Origin of the sequence: Deinococcus marmoris (assembly GCF_001949125.1) — a bacterium.
In the GTDB taxonomy this organism is placed as follows: domain Bacteria; phylum Deinococcota; class Deinococci; order Deinococcales; family Deinococcaceae; genus Deinococcus; species Deinococcus marmoris_A.
Genome location: NZ_MSTI01000065.1, coordinates 22899 through 40404, shown reverse-complemented (window position 1 = coordinate 40404; position 17506 = coordinate 22899). Strand labels below are relative to the sequence as shown.

Here is a 17506-nt window from a genome sequence, read left to right as displayed (position 1 = left end):
CCTTCGGGGCACCTCCCCTCAAGGGGAGGCAAGTGGATTTCTCCGTGGCGAGATTGACTGCGACTCTTGGCTCCCTTTGAGGGGAGCTGGCTGCGAAGCAGACTGAGGGGTTAAACCGCAAGCCGCCCCCAACAAAACCCGAACCACCATCCTCATCCCTCCATCTGGGAACCCACACCCCTTCACCCCCGTATTCCCCCTGAGCCTCCGGTTCAGAGGTCACCACAAAGGACGGTCAACATGGCACTTTCACTTCAAAAAGGCGGCAACATTTCCTTGAGCAAGCAGGACGCCAACCTGCAACGCATCATCGTGGGCCTGGGCTGGGACCCTCGTCCCACCGACGGTCAGGCATTCGATCTGGACGCCTGCGCCTTCCTGCTGGGCAGCAGCGGCAAGGTGCGTGGCGATCACGATTTCATCTTCTACAATCAGCTCCGCAGCACGGACGGCAGCGTGGAGCATACCGGCGACAACCGCACGGGCGAGGGTGACGGCGACGACGAGGCCATCAAGATCAACCTGACCAAAGTGCCCGCCGAGATCGAGAGGATTGCCGTCAGCGTGACCATCGACGAGGCCGAGGCACGCCGCCAGAACTTCGGTCAGGTGGGCGGCGCGTTTATCCGCGTGGTCAACGAGGACAACAATCAGGAACTGACCCGCTTCGATCTGGGCGAGGATTTCAGCACCGAGACCGCCGTGATCTTCGGCGAGATCTACCGCCACGGCGGCGAGTGGAAATTCCGCGCGGTGGGCCAGGGCTATACCGGCGGCCTGGGACCACTGGCGCGCAACTACGGCGTCAACGTTTAAACTGGGAACTCCAGCGGACACCCGATCTCCAGAGGCCGGGTGTTTTTGCAGTGACGAGAGCGTCATAGCATGGAACGGTTGGCCTGCCTTCCACAGAGAGGGCAGCCAGCAAGGAGAACATTAGTGATTCAAAGAGAGTTTGGTTTTGCCTTCGGCGTGACGGCCATTGCCCTGGTGCTGGCGACGTGGTACGGCTTCAGCGTCGGCGGCATCAGCACCGCCCTGAATTTCCTGGTCATTGCCGTGGTGCTGGGCGTTATGGAAGTGTCCCTCAGCTTCGATAACGCGGTGGTCAACGCCTCGGTTCTCAAGAACATGACCGAGAAGTGGCAGCGCCGTTTCCTAATCTGGGGCATTCTGATCGCTGTAGTGGGGATGCGCCTGGTCTTTCCCATCGCCATCGTCGCCATCACGGCTGGCTTGGGCTTCGGCGAGGTGGCCAGTCTGGCCCTGAACGATTCCACCCGTTACGGCGAGTATCTGGAGCAGGCCGAGGTGGTCATCAGTGCCTTCGGCGGCATCTTTCTGCTGATGGTGGCCCTGAATTACCTGATGGACCCCGAAAAGGACGAACACTGGCTGGCTGGCTTTGAGCGCCGTCTGGCCGGGCTGGGCAAGCTGGACACCATTCAGGCGCTGATCGCAGGCGTGGTGCTGCTGTCGATCACGCACTTTTTCGTGGCCCCTGCCGAGCAACTCTCGGCGGTCACGGCGGGCATGGTAGGTCTGCTGGTTTATCTGGCGATGAACGCTATCGGCGGCCTGTTTGACCCCAATGACATGGCGGCCAAGGCGGGCGCGGCGGGTCTGACGGCCTTCCTGTACCTGGAAGTGCTGGACGCCTCGTTCTCGCTGGACGGCGTGATCGGGGCCTTCGCCGTGACCAAGGAAATTGTGATCATCTCGGCGGGACTGGCGATTGGTGCGGTGTTCGTGCGTTCGCTGACGCTGTTCCTGGTGCATCAGGGGACGCTGGCGCAGTACCGCTTCCTGGAACACGGCGCGCACTACGGCATCCTGGCGCTGGCGATCATCATGCTCAGTAGCACCAACCGCAACGTGCATATTCCCGAACTGGTCACGGGCCTGATCGGGGTGGCCTTCATCGGGGCGGCCATCTGGTCCAGCGTGCGCGCCAACAAGCGCGAGCTGGCCGAGGGGAAATCTCAACCGAACTGAGCGCAGGACTGACAAGGCTGTGGAGGAGGCGAACAAGCTTCCTCCACAGCTTTTTTGTGGGGCTTTCCTGAAGCCCAAAACGTATCCCTACCCGTGTCATAACCACTGCCGACGCGCTTAAATACGGTCATGCTTGGAAAATTCTTCAAGAAACCGGCGGATGACATGGGCGGGCGCGTTCCCCCCGGCCAGAGCCTGACGGCCCGCTTCCCAGTGCTGACCTACGGCCCCGCGCAGCATTACGACGCCTCGGAAGTGGTTATTCGCATCAGCGGGCTGGCAGGCGAGAAGACCCTGACCTGGGCAGAGCTGATGGCGCTGCCGCAGACCACGCTGACCTACGACATCCACTGCGTCACGCACTGGAGCAAGCTGGACACCGAATGGACCGGCGTGCGCGTCACGGACCTGATGGAACACCTCAAGCTGGACCCGGCGGCCACGCACGTCATGCAGCACAGCGTCGGGGGCTACACCACCAACCTCTCGCTGGAGGATTTCACGCGCCCGGAGAACCTGCTGGCGCACACCTTTGGCGGCGAACCCCTGACGGCGGAACACGGCGGCCCGCTGCGGCTGGTGGTGCCGCACCTGTACTTCTGGAAAAGTGCCAAGTGGCTGACCGGGCTGGAATTCATGGCCGCCGACAAGCCGGGCTTCTGGGAAGTCAACGGCTACCACATGCGCGGCGATCCTTTCAAGGAACAGCGCTACGACGATGACTGAATGGGTTGTGGGGTGTGGGTTGTAGGTTGTGGGAACAGATCAAACGCCCGCCATTGAAGGCTACCTTGTCCCGGATGTTTTGAAACCCGGCCTCGCACTCGTGCTTGTCGGCACCGCACCCAGCAAGATCAGCGCGGCGAAGCGGGCGTATTACGCCAATCCGGTCAACAAGTTCTGGCGCACGCTGCATACGGTGGGACTGACACCCCGGCAACTCGCGCCGCAGGAGTACCCGCAGGTGCTGGATTACAGCATCGGCCTGACGGACGTGGCGAAACGGCACAGCGGCGTGGATTCGGCCCTGCCCGGCGAGGCGTGGCAGCCGGACGAAGTGCTGGAAAAGATCAGGACGTATCGCCCGCAGATCGTCGCCTTCACCAGCAAGCGCGGCGCGTCGGAAACGCTGGGGAAGCCGACGGGCAAGCTGCCATACGGCCTCCAGACCGAGACGCTGGAAGGCGCGGAGGTCTGGGTTCTCCCCAGCACCAGTCCGCTGGGCCACAACTATTTTCAGCTTGGGCCGTGGCAGGCGCTGGCGGCGCGGGTAGATGAGCTGCGGCAGAAGCTGAGGGAAGACTGAACGTCGCACAGCACTGCACGGGAACTTTCCTCAGCCTCGCGCCGTATTCTGGGTTTGTATGGCCCCCTCTGTCACCACCATCCTGACTGTGGCCCGCACCGGCTCGCGCGTGGTGCGGTATCTGATCCGGCCCGCGCACAGGGGGCCAGGAGACGTGAACCAGTTGGGCCACGATCCCTGGCTGACCCCGCAGCCGGGAACAGGCAGGCCGGATGAGTTGCGGCGTCAGGCCACCCGGCTGGCACGGCGCGGCGTGGGCCTGGGTAAACTGACCCTGCAAGGCGTGCTGGGCGCGTTCGTGATCTTTCCACTGCTGCTGATTTTCGGCGTGCTGCTGGCGCTGGGATTTGAACCTGCGGGCTGGCTGCTGGGTATCACGCTGCTGCTGGGGCTGCTGGGACTGATCCGCACGGCGGTCCGCGCCACGCGCCTGATGAACGCGCCGGATGAAGATGCTCTGGCGAACACTTCAACCGCTGCTCTGCCCGCCGATCTCAGGGCCGATGAAACCAGTCTGCTGGGAACGCTACGGACACACGAGCGTGCCCTGCCCCCGGCCAGCCGCGTGGCCTTTCACGCCACCGTGATCGCCACCCGCGACGCCCTGCGCGTCTCGGCGGGTGACCCGATGCTGAACCGCGACGCCTTTGATGTGCGGCAGGCGGCCCGCGAGGACATTCCCGAACTGCTGGAAACCTACCGCACCGTGCCGCCCACCCCCGCCAACGAGGCGGAATTGCAGCGCCAACTGGCTTTAATTGAAGAGCGCATGTCCGCCGTCATCCGGGACCGCAACGCCCAGCAGGGCCGTGTTCTGAAGGCGCATGGACGTTATCTGGAAAACAAATATCTGGAGAAACCGGAGACCGAGTAGCCCTTACTTCTTCGCCTCCACCCCAGCCATCCACGCCAGAATCCAGCGGGCCACCTGATCACTGCGGGCCGAGATGATGTCCAGATGCGCGGCCTCCTTGAAGGTGCGGACGGTCATGTTCGCCCCCGTCAGCGCGGCGTATTTCTGGTACTCCCCGGCGGTTGAGACGCCCTCTCCGGCCACGATGCCCAGGGCGGGCAGGGACACTTTGTGCCACACACGCAGGTCTTTCTCAAAGGGCGTCCCCTTTGTTCCCTGGCGCACGGCGGCGAGGTCCAGCGACAGGCGGTTGGGAAAGTACCACTCGCTGAAATCGCTCAGGGGGGTCCAGAAGCGTTTCACGAAGTCCTGCGGATTGGTGGGGTCTGCCGGGTCCGCCTGCCAGCCAACGGGTTTGTTGCGGTCCTGCTGTCCGGCCACCCAGTAACTGTCCTTGCCGCCCAGCACGGCGGCGATCAGGTTGTTGCCCTCCACCGCATTGGTGGCCCGCCCAGTTCTCAGGGCCAGGAAGGGCAGCAGGGCATACCGCTGCTCAAGCTGCACCATCGCCGCCGCCAGATTGGTGGCCGGGTAGTTCACCAGACCGCCCGATGGGGCCAGGGCATTCGGCTGGGCGGCGGCCAGTCGGGCCTGGGCGGCGGCGCGGCTGGCCAGCTTAGGGCCAAAATAAATTGCATCCACATACGGGTCTTCCGGCAGTTTGTTCAGGCCAGTCAACGGCCCCAGCACGCCCTCGGTGCCGTCATCGTAATTCTGGACGGTCAGGGGCTGGTTGCTCAGCAGGCCCGGCGCACCGTCCAGCATGACCATGCCGCGCACATCGTCCGAGCCGCGCCCAGTGGTGCCGGGAGGTCCATCAAAGTCGTAGGCCGCATACAGCCCGGTCAGGCTGCCGCCCATAGAGTGGCCGCCGATGAACACCTCGGGCGTCAGGGTACGGGCCTCCCTGATCGCCACGCGCCAGTCGCGCAGGGTCACATCCAGACCCCAATCGCGCATGTACGACAGGCTTTCCTTGGACCGTGGGGGCAGACCGTTCTGCACGATCCGGGCCAGTTCAGCCGGACTGGCTGCCGCGATCTGGGCCTGGGGTTCCAGCAGGTTGCTGCGGCGGTCCACCGTCCAGACCGCTGTCCCCGGTTGCAGGGCCACGATCTGCCGCGCCAGTCGGTCAAAACTGCCCGCACCCCCCAGAAATCCTGGCATCAGCAGCAGGATGGTTGTGGGTTTCGCGGGGCCGTAACGAATGGTGATGCTGGCGTTCAGTTCGGGAGGCGTGCCCGGAACCACGAAGCTGGGGCGCACCACGCGCACGGCGGGAACCCGTGCCAGGACCGCGTCGCTGGGCGTGGTCACGGCGGCGGGCGCGGACGGGCGTACCGTCTGGGTGGCCGGGGCGCAGGCGGACAGCAGAACGGAAAGCAGAAGAAGATGGGGCAGACGCATCCGCTCATGCTGCTCTGCGTGCAGAAAGGGGATGGTGCGGCGGCTTACGGGCAGTCTTGGCCGGGGCTTGATCTGCCGGGGTAGGCGGGGCGGTCCATCTGCCTATCGTTCGCTCCCCCGGACCAACTGCGCCGCTCTAAACTCATGCTATGAGCGCCCCCACCTCCACTCCCCTGCCGCTGCCCAAAGGCTTTCAGACCGCCGCGCTGGCCGCTGGCATCAAGCCCAGCGGCAAGACCGATCTGAGTACCGTGGTCTCCGAGACCGACTGCGTGTGGGCCTTTGCCGGAACGCGCAGCACCACTGCCGCCGCCTGCGTGACGCGCAACCGCGAGGTCTACGCGGCAGGCGGCCCGGTGCGGGCGCTGGTGGTCAACGCTGGAAATGCCAACGCCGCCACTGGAAAACGCGGCGCGCGCGACAACGCCGACATTGCCGACGCGCTGGGCAGCGTGCTGAATGTGGAGATGGACAGCGTATTGACCGCCAGCACCGGCATCATCGGCCACCCGCTGCCGATGGACCGCGTGCTGAGCGGCGTGGAACACCTGCCAGAGGACCTGGGGACCGATGCAGCCGCCTTTGCGGGCGCGATCATGACCACCGATCTGCGGCCCAAGACCGCCTCGGCGGACCTGCCCGGCGGGGCGCGCATCGTGGGCGTCGCCAAGGGCAGCGGCATGATCCACCCGGACATGGCCACCATGTTCGCCTTCGTCTTTACCGACGCGGCGGTAGACGGCCCCGGCCTGCGCGCGGCCTTCTCTGCTGTGGTGGCCCGCACCTTCAATGCCGTGACCGTGGACGGCGACACCAGCACCAACGACATGGCGATGGTGCTGGCAAACGGGCAGGCCGGAGAGGTGGCCCTGACCGACTTCCTGCCCGCGCTGGAAACCGTGATGCGTGACCTGGCCCGCCAGATCGCCCGCGACGGCGAGGGGGCCACCCGTCTGCTGACGGTGCGCGTCTCCGGCGCACTGACCGAGGCTGAGGCGCTAACCGCCGCCCGCACCTGCTGTGTCAGCCCGCTGCTGAAAAGTGCGGTCCACGGCAACGATCCCAACTGGGGCCGCGTGATCATGGCGGTGGGCCGCAGCGGCGCGTCCGTGAATATTGAGGGCATGACCGTGGCCGTGCAGGGCAACCCAGTCTTTGCCGGAAAGCCGCTGCCCTACGACGACGCGGCGGTGAGCGCAAGCATGAAAGCCGAGGAAGTTATCTTTGAGATAGATCTCGGCGTGGGCGGCGCGTCCGGTGAGGCGTGGGGCTGTGATCTGAGTGCCGAGTACGTGAGCATCAACGCGGACTACACGACCTGAGCGGGCAGGTACACACAAGCCTGTCCTCCCCCACTTGAGCCAACCTTCAGAACCCGCCTTCAATCCGCAGCCGTGGCCTACGCTGCCAGCATGAACAAAGCTCCTGCCCCACAGCCCGCGCTGGCCCGGCCCCTGGATTTCTCGTTTTCGTCCAACCGGATCGCGGCGGCGGGGATGGTGGGGGCGGTGCTGCTGGGGCGCGTGGTGCGCGGCAACTGGTGGCAGGCGCTGGGCGTGGGCGGAGCGGCCTTCAGCGCCTGGGCCATTGCGCGCGAACTGGACCCGGATTCACCGGAGACCGCCAACGCGGCGTTGCCCGTGGCCGCCGCCGCCGCACTGATAGGCGAGCCGGGCAACCCGCTGGCTGCCTTCGCCGCGCTGAGTGGCCTGCGCCTGATCGCCGGAACCACCGGAGAGGACGCCACCCCCGTGGATCATCAGGGGCTGCTGGTGCAATCGGCGCTGGCTGCGGCCACGGGCAACCGTTCGGCGGCGCTCCTCGCCTCGGCAGCGCCGCTCCTGACTCCCGGTTCCCACTCGTGGTTGCCCGCGCTGGGCGTGCTGATGCCCCGGCTTTGGCGGGACCATGCAGCGGGCCTGACCACCGTACCCGCCGCCCTGCTGGGGCTGGGAGCCGTGGCCCTGACGCCCGCGTTCACGGCCCCCGAACCCGTGAGCAGTCCATGTGACCGCGCCCCCCGGACAGTGAAAGCACAGGAAGTCCAGCGTGCCCGGCAGGCCGCCGTGGTCTCTCTGGCGCTGGGGCTGGGCGGCGGAGGCGTGCGCGGACTGGTGCCGCTGGCATCGGCGGTATTGACAGTGGGATTGCGCCGCGTGCGACAGGGAGCCGTCAAACCCTGACCGTTTCTTCCCTGCCGTCTATCTCGCCACACGCCTCCCGCATCCCCAGCCCCTAGACTTCGGCCCATGCTGGGACTGATTTGTGTGGATGTAGACGGAACCCTGATCGGCACGGACAACACTGTGCGGGACGACGTGTGGGCGGCACTGGCCGACGCCAGGGCGAAGGGCGTGCGGATCGCGCTGTGCAGCGGACGGCCCGCCATCGGCAACGCGCTGGGCTACGCGCGGCGGCTGGACGCGGACGGCTGGCACGTCTTTCAGAACGGGGCCAGCGTGGTCCGGGTGGACTCCGGGGAAAGCCTCTCCGAAGCGCTGCCAGACAATGTGCTGCCCATGTTGATGGAGCGTGCCCACGCCGAGGACCGCCTGCTGGAGGTCTACACCGACACCGAATTCGGCGTGACCAAACCCGGTTCGCTGGCCGAGCGCCATGCCGCGCTGCTGGGCGTGCCGTATGATCCGCGCACCCCCGAATCGCTGGTGGGAACGCGCGTGCGGGCGCAGTGGGTGGTGCCGCGCGAGCAGGAAACGGTGGTCACCGCCGAGCCTCATCCGGGGCTGGACCTGCACCCGGCGGGCAGCCCGGCCATGCCGGACACCATGTTCATCAGCATCACCCGCGCGGGCATCAGCAAGGGCAGCGCAGTGCGGCGAATCGCGGCGGAATACGGCCTGGGCATGGACCGCGTGATGATGGTGGGCGACGGCGAGAACGACGTGAGTGCCATGCGCGTGGTGGGTCATCCGGTGGCGATGGGCAACGCGGACCCGCCCGCCCACGCCGCCGCAAAGTACACGGTGGGCCATGTAGACGATGGAGGCTTGATAGAGGCCGTGCAGTTGGCGCTGACGCTGTAAGCGCCTACAGTCGAGGGCCATGCTGGGGAATGTCGAAAACATCGTGCAGGTGGGGGCGCGGGCGATTGCCTCGCTGGCCGAGTTCGCAGCGGCGCTGGTCATTGCCGCCGCGATTGTGCAGGCGCTGTGGCGTTCGCTGTACGCCCTGTTCCTGCCGCGCGACGTGGGGCCAACGACGAGGCCAAGCAGAACCTGCGCCTGCAACTGGGCCGCTGGCTGGCCATTGCCCTGGAATTCCTGCTGGCCGCCGACATTCTCCTGACCGCCATCGCCCCCACCTGGGAAGACATCGGCAAACTGGGGGCCATTGCACTGATTCGCACGGCGCTGAACTACTTTCTGGAGCGTGAGATTGATGCGAATAATCGGGAGAAGGGGAAGTTGAAAGTGGACGGGACTGTAGAGAACGGTTGAATTCGCGGTAAAGGAGTGGGTCCCAACCTGACCCCTCAGTCCGCTACGCGGCCAGCTCCCCTTTAAGGGCTGGATGATGCAGACATCTCTCTCATAAAAGTGACGACACCGATAAACACGGCGTTTTTAGCTCCTCCCCCCTTGCGGGGGAGGCTGGGAGGGGGAACCGCAGACGCCGTCCCAGCGCGGTCAGAGAAAAATGGCATCTTGCGAAAACCAGCGCAAAGCCAAACATGAGAGACTTGTCTGCATCACCCAGCCTTAAAGGGAGCCAGGAAGATCACCCGTCCAGCACCGTCAGAACCGCCTCCACGATGCGTTCGCCGTAATTTTCAATGCGTTTCGGCCCCATGCCGGGCAACCCCTGAAGGTCATTCAGGCTGCGCGGGGAGGCGGAGGCCAAGGCTTCCAGCGTGGCATTCGGAAAGATCACGAAAGCGCTATGTCCGGTCTCACGGGTCAACTCGCGGCGCAGTTCGCGCAGGGCTTCGGCAACATCTGGATTGGCGGAGGCGGGCGGGGTTTGCTTTGCTCTGGCCGGGGCAGAGAAGAGGGACTGGGAAGTGTATGGCGACGGCTGTGCTTCCTCTCGCCCACGCAGCAGCCCCAGCACCGCGCTGTTTTCCCGCACTCCACGCTCAGCGGGTGAAGCGGGCCGCGCCCTCTCACTCCCGGAATGTTCGCGCACGATGTCCAGCACTGCCTCGCCGTAATCGGCCAACTTGCGCTGGCCCACGCCGCTGACCGTGCCCAGCGTGGCCGCGCTGCCGGGGCGCAACTCGCAGACGGCCTTGAGGGTGGCGTCACTGAAAATGGCGTAAGGCGGCACGGCTTTCTGCCGGGCCAGTTGCAGCCTCCAGGCACGCAGAGCCTCGAACAGCGGGGCGTCCTGTGAATCCACCGGGGCGCGGCCACCACGGGAAGCGTCGCGGTCCCGCTTGCGGACCTTCTCGCGCGGCACCAGACTGTCCTCGCGCAGCATCAGCGTCGTCTCGCCCTTCAGAAGCGGGCGAGATTTACTGGTGGCACTCAGGCCGTAATGTTCGCCCGCCGCCAGATGCCCCAGGCTGACCAGTTGACGAATCAGCCCGCGCCACATCTTCTCATCGTGGCCCTTGCCAACGCCGAAGGTGGGCAGCAGGTGGTGGCCCATACTCACGACTTTCTCGGTAGGCTCGCCCAGCAGAATGTCGGTCAGGTGGGCCGCGCCGAAGCGGTTCCCCGTGCGAATGGCCGCGCTCAGGGCCATCTGCGCCTCGCGGGTGGCGTCACGCACCCTGGGCGGATTCAGGCAGATGTCGCAGTTGCCGCAGGGTTCGTTTCTCTCCTCTCCAAAATAGGCCAGCAACAACTGGCGGCGGCAGGTGGCGGCCTCGCAGTAGGTCAGCAGGGCGTCCAGCTTGGCGGCCTCCACACGCTTCACGTCCTCAGGTGCGTCACTCTGCGAGAGCATCCGCTTCACGTTCACCACGTCGGCCAGACCGTAGACCATCCAGGCGGTGCTGGGCAGGCCGTCGCGCCCGGCGCGGCCCGTTTCCTGGTAGTAGCCCTCCATGCTCTTGGGCAGGTCCAGATGGGCCACGAAACGCACATTGGGCTTGTCGATGCCCATGCCAAAGGCCACCGTCGCCACCACCACCACGCCCTCGTCATTCAGAAAGCGTTCCTGTGCGTGGTTGCGCTCGCGCGGCGAGAGGCCCGCGTGGTAAGGCACCGCGTCCACGCCCTGCGTCGCCAGCCACTGCGCGGTCTGTTCCACCGATTTGCGCGACAGGCAGTACACGATGCCCGCGTCTCCCCGGTGTTCGGCGTGGATAAAGTCCAGCAGTTGGGTCTTGGGGCCTTCCTTGTTCGCCACGCGGTACTGGATATTCGGGCGGTCAAAGCTGGAGATGAACTGCGCCGCGCCGCGCAGTTCCAGCACGTTCAGGATGTCAGCGCGCGTGCGGTCATCGGCGGTAGCGGTCAGGGCCACGCGGGGAATATCGGGGAAACGCCGGGGCAGCACGCCCAGTTGCCCGTATTCCGGCCTGAAATCGTGGCCCCACTGCGAGACACAGTGCGCCTCATCGATGGCGAACAGGGCCACTGGGGCGCGTTCCAGCAGCTCCAGCGTGCGCGGTAGCAACAGGCGTTCGGGAGCGACGTAGAGCATGTCCAGTTCCCCGGCCAGCAGCGCGGCCTCTACCTCGCGCACGCTTTCCATTGGCAGGCTGGAATTGAGGAAAGCGGCCCGCACCCCAAATTGCCGCAGCGCATCCACCTGATCCTTCATCAGCGCGATCAGGGGCGAGACCACAATCCCGGTGCCGGGACGCAGCAGACTGGGCACCTGATAGCACAGGCTCTTGCCGCCGCCCGTGGGCATCAGCACCAGCGCGTTGTTGCCCTCCACCACCGTCCGCACGATGTCGGCCTGCACGTCCCGGAATGCCCCATAGCCCCAGACCCGGCTCAGAACTTCCAGGGCGCGGGCGTCGGTTTCGGCAGGAGATTGGGCAGGGTGCGGCTGGACAAGAGACATCGCCGCCAGGATAGCGCGTTCTGTGCAGGACGTAATGGCATGGAGCGGTGGTTTTCAGACTTTGCGGTCTGTCGAGGCTGGTCCCACGGTTTACACTGTCCCCCGCATGGCCGATCTTGTCACGGGATTCCGCACCATTTTGTCAGGCGACTATCCGCGCCTGCTGCTGTCGGGGCTGGGCCTCACGCTGGCGGTCAGCCTGTGTGCGCTGGGCGTGTCGGTGGTGCTGGGCACATTGCTGGGCATCGTGCGGGTGTTCCGGGTGCCGCTGCTGGCCCCGCTGGGCAACGCCTATGTGGAGGTGGTGCGCGGCATTCCCCTGATCGTGCTGCTGAGCGTGGTGTATTACGGCCTGCCCGCGCTGGGGGTCACGCTGGACGGCTTTCCGGCGGCGGTGCTGGCGCTGGGCCTGTACTCGGCGGCGTACACTTCTGAGATCGTGCGCGGCGGGCTGAACAGCGTGCCCGTGGGCCAGATAGAGGCGGGCCGCAGCCTGGGCCTCAGCCGCGCCCAGGCGGTGCGCTTCGTGGTGCTACCGCAGGCGTGGCGGGTGGCGCTGCCTGCGCTGGGCAACGAATTTATTTCCCTGATCCTGGGCAGCAGCCTCGCCAGCGCCGTGACCTTGCAGGAACTGTTCGCGCAGGGCAAGTACATCACAGGCGTCACGTACCGTCAGTTCGAGGTCTACGCCGTGCTGGCGCTGGTCTATTTCCTGCTGACCTTCACCATGACCCGTGTGGTGCGGGCGCTGGAGCGTCGGCTGGGACGGGGACAGGCGGGCATTGAACGGCGGGTGCTTTAGGGGTTGTGGGGTGTGGGGTGTGGGGTGTGGGGCCACCAGACAGGCCACACCCTCAGCAAGTCACCGGGGCTGTTTACCCCTCAGCCTCAGCCGCCCACGCCAGCACCGCCGCGCTGGAATACGCCGCCAGCCCCTCGCCCACGCTGTCGATATTCTTCGTGAAGCGTTCGTCGGCCACCCACATCTGCGCCAGACCGCGCATCATTTCGGGCGATGCAGCGTAATAGCGGGCGGAGATATGGGCGCGGTGATCGGCGGCCACGGCTTTTGTCTCAGCGGAATCGGGGGGCGTTCCAGCAGCCATCAGGGCCAGATAGCGGGCATAGATGGTATTCATCTCGGCCTTGACCGCTTCCCAGTCGGCTTTCGTGTAGCTGCCCATGCGACGGGCGCTCTGCTTGTAAGGCTCACTGTCGCCCCAGCGTTCCCGGGCCTCGGCCTCGTGTTCGGTGGGATCGAAGCCGTCGAAGATTTCTTTCAGTTCTGCGTTGGTCATCTTGGGAACTCCTTCGCCGCGTTCGGCGGCAGTCAGGTAGGCCAGGGCGGCGTCCAGGGTGGACTGGATACGGCGCTGTTTTTCTTGCAGCAAAGCAACCTGGGTTCGCAAAGCTTCCACCTCGCCGCCCGGTGCGGCATCCAGCACGCGGGCGATTTCGGCCAGCGGGAAGCCCAGTTCGCGGTAGCTCAGCACGCGCCACAGCCGCGCCAGATCGGCGGGGGTGTACAGCCGATACCCCGCTTCTGTCCGTGCGCCGGGGCGCAGCAGCCCGATGTCGTCGTAATGGTGCAGCGTGCGGACGCTCAGGCGGGTCAGCAGCGCCACCTCGCCCACCGTCCAGGTCTGTTCATTTGTCGCGGTCCTGGCCTCCATACACAGCAGCGTAAAGGCTGACGCAACGTGAGTGTCAAGGGGTCAGAATCGGGGGAACGCAACACCGATTGACCGTTACCGCCCCCAGCAAATTCCGGTGGGAGAAAGGTGAATTGCTCAGCTTCAGCTCAGGCGAGATTCAAGTCAGGACATGCCTGAGTGCCATCAGCGTCACTTCGGAGCTGAGTGTGGCTGAAATCAACTCCAGTCAGTTCAGCTTGAACGCCGCCGCATCCTCCGGGGGCAGGCTGAGATGCAGATAGCCACTGCTGACCTTGATTTTGGCGTTCTGTCCGGCAAACAGCGACTGGATCACGGGCAGATCCCCGCTGCTCAGGCCCAGGCTGCCCAGCCGGACCGAGTAGCTTTGCCGCGTCTTGCCGCCGTGCCAGACGACCAGGACCCTTTGCCCTTCCTGCTCGCGGGTAAAAATCAGCAGCCGGTCCGCGAGGCCGGGCGGCGTTTTCAGCAGCGTCAACGCCCCCCGGCTCAGGGCCGGACTGGCCTGCCGGACGGCAATAGCGTTCTGGGCCACCTCGAACACGCCCTTTTCCTGGGGCGTCCATTTGTCTTCAAAACGCATGTCACGGCGGTTGTCGGGGTCCGCGCCGCCGCGCATGGCGATCTCGGTGCCCTGCCAGATCACGGGCACGCCGCGCAGGGTCATCAGCGCGCGCAGGCCATACTTGGTGCGGGCCTGCCCCACGTCCTCGAACAGCGAACCCTGCGCGAAACGCGGCACGTCGTGGTTGTCCAGAAACAGCGCCACCTCGCCGGGGCGCGGCAATTCCCCCTGCCGCGACAACACGGCGGCCACCCCGTCCAGCCCCTGCCCGGCCATGATGCTGCCCTTCATGGCGGTCTGGAGGCTGAACAGAAACAGGCTGTCGAAGCCCCGGCGCTGCCACTCGGCCACCGTGCCCGTGTCGGCGTTGTACCACTCGCCCAGGGTCCAGATCCCGGCGGCGCGGTCACCCGCCAGCAGATCGCCCAGAAACGGCCCGTCCACATTCTTGATGGCGTCGTAACGGAACGCAGACACGCCCTGATCGCGCCAGAATCCGGCGTTGCCCAGCAGTAGATCGCGCACCTGGGGGTTGCCCTGGTTCAGGTCCGGTAGCCCAGCCAGCGGGCAGTCGATATCCTTCTGGCGCGAGGCGTCGCACTCAGCCTTGCCGTTGAACCACGTGGGATGTTCCTTCACGGCAGGGGCCAGATAGCCGTAGTGGTTGATGACCTGATCGAGAACCACCCGCATGCCGCCCTTCTGCGTCGCCCCGATAAACGCCAAGAAATCGTTCAGCGTTCCGAAGTAGGGGTCCACCTTGCGGAAATCGGCAGGCCAGTAGCCGTGGTAAGGCGCGGTGTCGAAGGAATTCTGCGCCTGCTGCTGGTAGATGGGCGTCAACCAGACGGCGGTGGCCCCCAGCTTCTGGATGTACGGCAGCTTCGCGGTCAGGCCTGCCAGATCGCCGCCGTGCCACGCGCGCGGATCACCTTTGTTGACGCCCGCGTCGTTGGCCGCATTGCCGTCGAAGAAGCGGTCCGGCATGACCTGATAGACCACCTGCCCCTCGAAGGAGGACAGCGGCATGTTGCCCTGGGCCGCCGCTCCTGCCGCCCCGAGGAGCAGACCCAGGAGAATCGTTTTTCGCATGCGGCATCTTAACCCCGCATGACCGCCGTGTGGGAAGGGCAAAACGGGCGCGTTGGGGGAGGTATCCCCCCCAGAACGCGCCACGTTTTAAATGCCCTGTTTTAAATTCAGCGCCTCAGCGTGTGCGCTCGCCGTCCACCAGTCGCCAGATGCCGCAGGGGTTGGCGTCCTGCAATTCCGGGGGCAGGGCGCGGTCCGGGAAGTCCTGATACGCGCGCAGGCGGGCAAAGCGCTCTATGGCGAGGCTGCCCACGCTGGTGCTGCGCCCGCCGTCGCTGGTGGCCGGGAACGGTCCGCCGTGGACCATCGCGTGCCCCACCTCCACCCCAGTCGGGAAGCCGTTCAGCACCAGTCGCCCGGCCCGCTGGCCCATGACGTGCAACAGGTCCGCGAGGCCGTCCAGCTCAGCGTCGGTGGCGTGCAGGGTGGCGGTCAACTGGCCTTCCAGCCCGGCCAGAATGGGCGTGACCTCTTCCAGACGGTCATAGCGCACCGCCACGCTGAGGGGGCCGAAGACCTCGTCGGCCAGATCGGGGGTAAAGCTGGCAATAGGCACGTTCAGAAGCTGGGGCTGCGCGCCCTGCTCCGGGGCCGAAGCCTGTGTCAGAGGCTGCACACCCGCCGCCTTCAGATGCCCCGCCGCCCCTTTCTGGAAGGCGTTCAGGATGCCGCCCGTGAGCAGCGTGCAGGCTGGAGTCGCGTCCAGTTTGGCGGCGACGTCGTTCAGGAACGCATCCCCCGCCTCCCCGACTGGCACGAACAGCAGGCCCGGCTGGGTGCAGAGCTGGCCGCCGGAGCCGCTGATGCTGACAGCCAGCCCTTTCGCCAGCGCCGCGCCGTTCGCTTCCAGCGCCGCTGCCGTGAACACACTGGGATTGACGCTGCTCATCTCGGCGTAAACGGGAATCGGAACTTCACGGGCCTGGGCCACCGCCACCAGCGCCAGCCCACCCGCGCGCGAGCCGGTGAAGCCGACGGCGTGGATGTCGGGATGCCCCACCAGTTGCACGCCCAGCTCATAGCTGTCCTCATAGACGATGCCGAAGACGCCTGCGGGCAGACCCACCTGCGCCGCTGCCTCGCTGATCGCTTCGGCGGCCAGCTTGGAAGTCGCTGGATGCGCCGGATGCGCCTTGACCACCACCGGGCAGCCCGCCGCCAGCGCGGAAGCGGTGTCTCCGCCCGCCACGCTGAAGGCCAGCGGAAAGTTGCTGGCCCCGAAGACCGCCACCGGCCCCAGCGGAACGCGCATGCTGCGGACATCGGGTTTGGCGGGCTTGCGGGCCGGGTCACCATGGTCAATGCGGGCGTCCACCCACGAACCATCCGCCGCCACCCCCGCGAACAGGCGCAGTTGGTTGGCGGTGCGGCCCACCTCGCCGCGCAGACGGGCTTCGGGCAGCCCAGCCTCGGCCATCGCGGCTTCCACGAAGGCGTCCGCCCGCGCTTCTATTCCGGCAGCGGCGGCGTTCAGGAAGTCGGCGCGCTGCTGCGGAGAACTGGCCGCAAAACCGCGCGCCGCGTCCTTCGCTGCCGCCACCAGCGTTTCCAGTTGCTGCGGCGTGGTGACTTCAAACGCTGGGGCCAGAGGCTGCCCCGTCGCCGGATTCGTCGCCTGAAAGGTGCGGGCGGTCATACGCCCATTCCCGCAGGAACGCGCCCGGAAGCGGCCTCAATCACGGCGCGGGCCTCGGCCTTCTCGGCGTCGGTCAGCTCCAGGCGGGGGGCGCGGACGCGGGCGCTGCCATGCCCGGTTTCTTCCTGCACGAATTTAATGAGTTGCACGAACTTGTTTACCACGTCCAGCCTCAGCAGCGGCAAAAACCAGCGGTACAGTTCGGCGGCTTCCTGCGTTTTGCCGTCGCGGGCCAGTTCAAACAGGCGCACGCTCTCGGCGGGATAGGCGTTGATCAGGCCCGCGATCCAGCCGGTTGCCCCTGCCGCCACGCCCTCCACGATGGCGTCGTCCAGCCCCACCAGAATGTCCACCGATTCGGGCAGCACGGCGCGCAGGGCGGTCACGCGGCGCACGTCTCCGCTGGATTCCTTCACGCCACGCAGGTTGGCGTGTTCCCCGGCCAGTTCAGCAATCTGCGGGGCCAGGAAATCGGTGCGGTACGCGCCAGGGTTGTTGTACAGGATCACGGGCAGTTCGGTGGCTGCCACCAGGGCCGCCATGTGCGCCTTCATCTCGCGCCAGTCGCTGGTGTACACGTAGGGCGGCAGGGCCATCAGGCCGCCGCAGCCCACGTCACGCGCCGCCTGGGCCAACCGCACCCCGCCCGCCGTGCTGAGGCTGGCGATGCCGGGAATCACAGGCTTGCCGTCCAGCGCGTCCACCAGGGTTTCCAGCACGGCCATTTTCTCGTCCATCTCCAGGGTGTTGGTCTCGCCCAGCGAACCCAGCGGAATCATGCCGTCGCACCCGGCGGCCATCATCCAGCGGGCGTGTTCGCGCAGAAAGCCGTGATCCACGCTGCCATCGGCATTGAAGGGGGTAGTGATGGCGGGGAAAACGCCGCGAAAGGGATGGGAGGAAGAAAGGGTCATGGGTGGCTCCTTTGGGTGAGAGG

The 17506-nt window shown here is 66.0% G+C and carries 16 protein-coding genes; 10 read left to right on the top strand and 6 right to left on the bottom strand.

Features of this window, described 5'->3' with window-relative positions; genetic code table 11:
- Window positions 1–240 precede the first annotated feature (240 nt).
- From BOO71_RS09335 to BOO71_RS09315, 5 genes are all read left to right on the top strand, one after another.
- Window positions 241–816: a TerD family protein gene (locus BOO71_RS09335; protein WP_075831659.1), complete on the top strand. Its 576-nt coding sequence runs from the start codon at window positions 241–243 to the stop codon at window positions 814–816.
- Between the two features lie 123 nt (window positions 817–939).
- Window positions 940–1995 carry a DUF475 domain-containing protein gene (locus BOO71_RS09330; RefSeq protein ID WP_139322858.1) on the top strand — a complete coding sequence of 352 codons (1056 nt, stop codon included), beginning with the start codon at window positions 940–942 and terminating at the stop codon, window positions 1993–1995.
- A gap of 129 nt (window positions 1996–2124) precedes the next feature.
- Window positions 2125–2721 carry a sulfite oxidase-like oxidoreductase gene (locus BOO71_RS09325; protein WP_075831658.1) on the top strand — a complete coding sequence of 199 codons (597 nt, stop codon included), beginning with the start codon at window positions 2125–2127 and terminating at the stop codon, window positions 2719–2721.
- 28 nt (window positions 2722–2749) lie between these two features.
- On the top strand, window positions 2750–3301 hold the full coding sequence (locus BOO71_RS09320) for a mismatch-specific DNA-glycosylase (protein WP_075831657.1): 552 nt from the start codon (window positions 2750–2752) through the stop codon (window positions 3299–3301).
- A 58-nt stretch (window positions 3302–3359) separates the two neighbouring features.
- The gene (locus tag BOO71_RS09315; protein WP_075831656.1) at window positions 3360–4175 is read left to right on the top strand and encodes a hypothetical protein; all 816 of its coding nucleotides are present in this window, start codon (window positions 3360–3362) and stop codon (window positions 4173–4175) included.
- Between the two features lie 3 nt (window positions 4176–4178).
- Here BOO71_RS09315 and BOO71_RS09310 read toward each other — a convergent pair whose 3' ends face one another.
- The gene (locus tag BOO71_RS09310; RefSeq protein ID WP_083653297.1) at window positions 4179–5621 is read right to left on the bottom strand and encodes an alpha/beta hydrolase; all 1443 of its coding nucleotides are present in this window, start codon (window positions 5619–5621) and stop codon (window positions 4179–4181) included.
- Window positions 5622–5770: 149 nt separating this feature from the next.
- Here BOO71_RS09310 and argJ point away from each other — a divergent pair, with 149 nt between their 5' ends.
- The 4 genes from argJ to BOO71_RS09290 all read left to right on the top strand — a co-directional run bounded on the left by argJ (window position 5771) and on the right by BOO71_RS09290 (window position 9079).
- Complete coding sequence (argJ, locus tag BOO71_RS09305; RefSeq protein ID WP_075831655.1) at window positions 5771–6943, top strand: bifunctional glutamate N-acetyltransferase/amino-acid acetyltransferase ArgJ; 1173 nt, start codon at window positions 5771–5773, stop codon at window positions 6941–6943.
- A gap of 90 nt (window positions 6944–7033) precedes the next feature.
- Window positions 7034–7804 (top strand): hypothetical protein, encoded by a 771-nt coding sequence (locus BOO71_RS09300; protein ID WP_075831665.1) that lies wholly within the window; start codon window positions 7034–7036, stop codon window positions 7802–7804.
- A gap of 66 nt (window positions 7805–7870) precedes the next feature.
- Entirely contained in the window at window positions 7871–8665 is a 795-nt protein-coding gene (locus BOO71_RS09295) for a Cof-type HAD-IIB family hydrolase (protein ID WP_075831654.1), read from the top strand.
- Between the two features lie 126 nt (window positions 8666–8791).
- On the top strand, window positions 8792–9079 hold the full coding sequence (locus BOO71_RS09290; protein ID WP_139322857.1) for a DUF1622 domain-containing protein: 288 nt from the start codon (window positions 8792–8794) through the stop codon (window positions 9077–9079).
- 280 nt (window positions 9080–9359) lie between these two features.
- On the opposite strand, the gene recQ is transcribed toward BOO71_RS09290, so the two are convergent.
- Entirely contained in the window at window positions 9360–11603 is a 2244-nt protein-coding gene (gene recQ / locus BOO71_RS09285) for a DNA helicase RecQ (protein WP_075831653.1), read from the bottom strand.
- A 106-nt stretch (window positions 11604–11709) separates the two neighbouring features.
- On the opposite strand from recQ, the gene BOO71_RS09280 reads away from it, so the two are divergent.
- Window positions 11710–12405, top strand: a complete 696-nt coding sequence (locus tag BOO71_RS09280) for an amino acid ABC transporter permease (RefSeq protein ID WP_075831652.1) — start codon at window positions 11710–11712, stop codon at window positions 12403–12405.
- Window positions 12406–12478: 73 nt separating this feature from the next.
- On the opposite strand, the gene BOO71_RS09275 is transcribed toward BOO71_RS09280, so the two are convergent.
- The 4 genes from BOO71_RS09275 to BOO71_RS09260 form a co-directional block, all read right to left on the bottom strand.
- Window positions 12479–13276, bottom strand: a complete 798-nt coding sequence (locus BOO71_RS09275; RefSeq protein ID WP_075831651.1) for a MerR family transcriptional regulator — start codon at window positions 13274–13276, stop codon at window positions 12479–12481.
- A gap of 208 nt (window positions 13277–13484) precedes the next feature.
- Complete coding sequence (locus tag BOO71_RS09270) at window positions 13485–14933, bottom strand: alpha-amylase family glycosyl hydrolase (RefSeq protein WP_075831650.1); 1449 nt, start codon at window positions 14931–14933, stop codon at window positions 13485–13487.
- 115 nt (window positions 14934–15048) lie between these two features.
- A complete protein-coding gene (locus BOO71_RS09265) occupies window positions 15049–16569 on the bottom strand; it encodes an aldehyde dehydrogenase (NADP(+)) (RefSeq protein ID WP_075831649.1) in 1521 nt (506 codons plus the stop codon).
- Window positions 16566–17483 carry a dihydrodipicolinate synthase family protein gene (locus BOO71_RS09260; RefSeq protein WP_075831648.1) on the bottom strand — a complete coding sequence of 306 codons (918 nt, stop codon included), beginning with the start codon at window positions 17481–17483 and terminating at the stop codon, window positions 16566–16568. The genes BOO71_RS09265 and BOO71_RS09260 overlap by 4 nt, the downstream gene beginning before the upstream one ends.
- Window positions 17484–17506 lie beyond the last annotated feature (23 nt).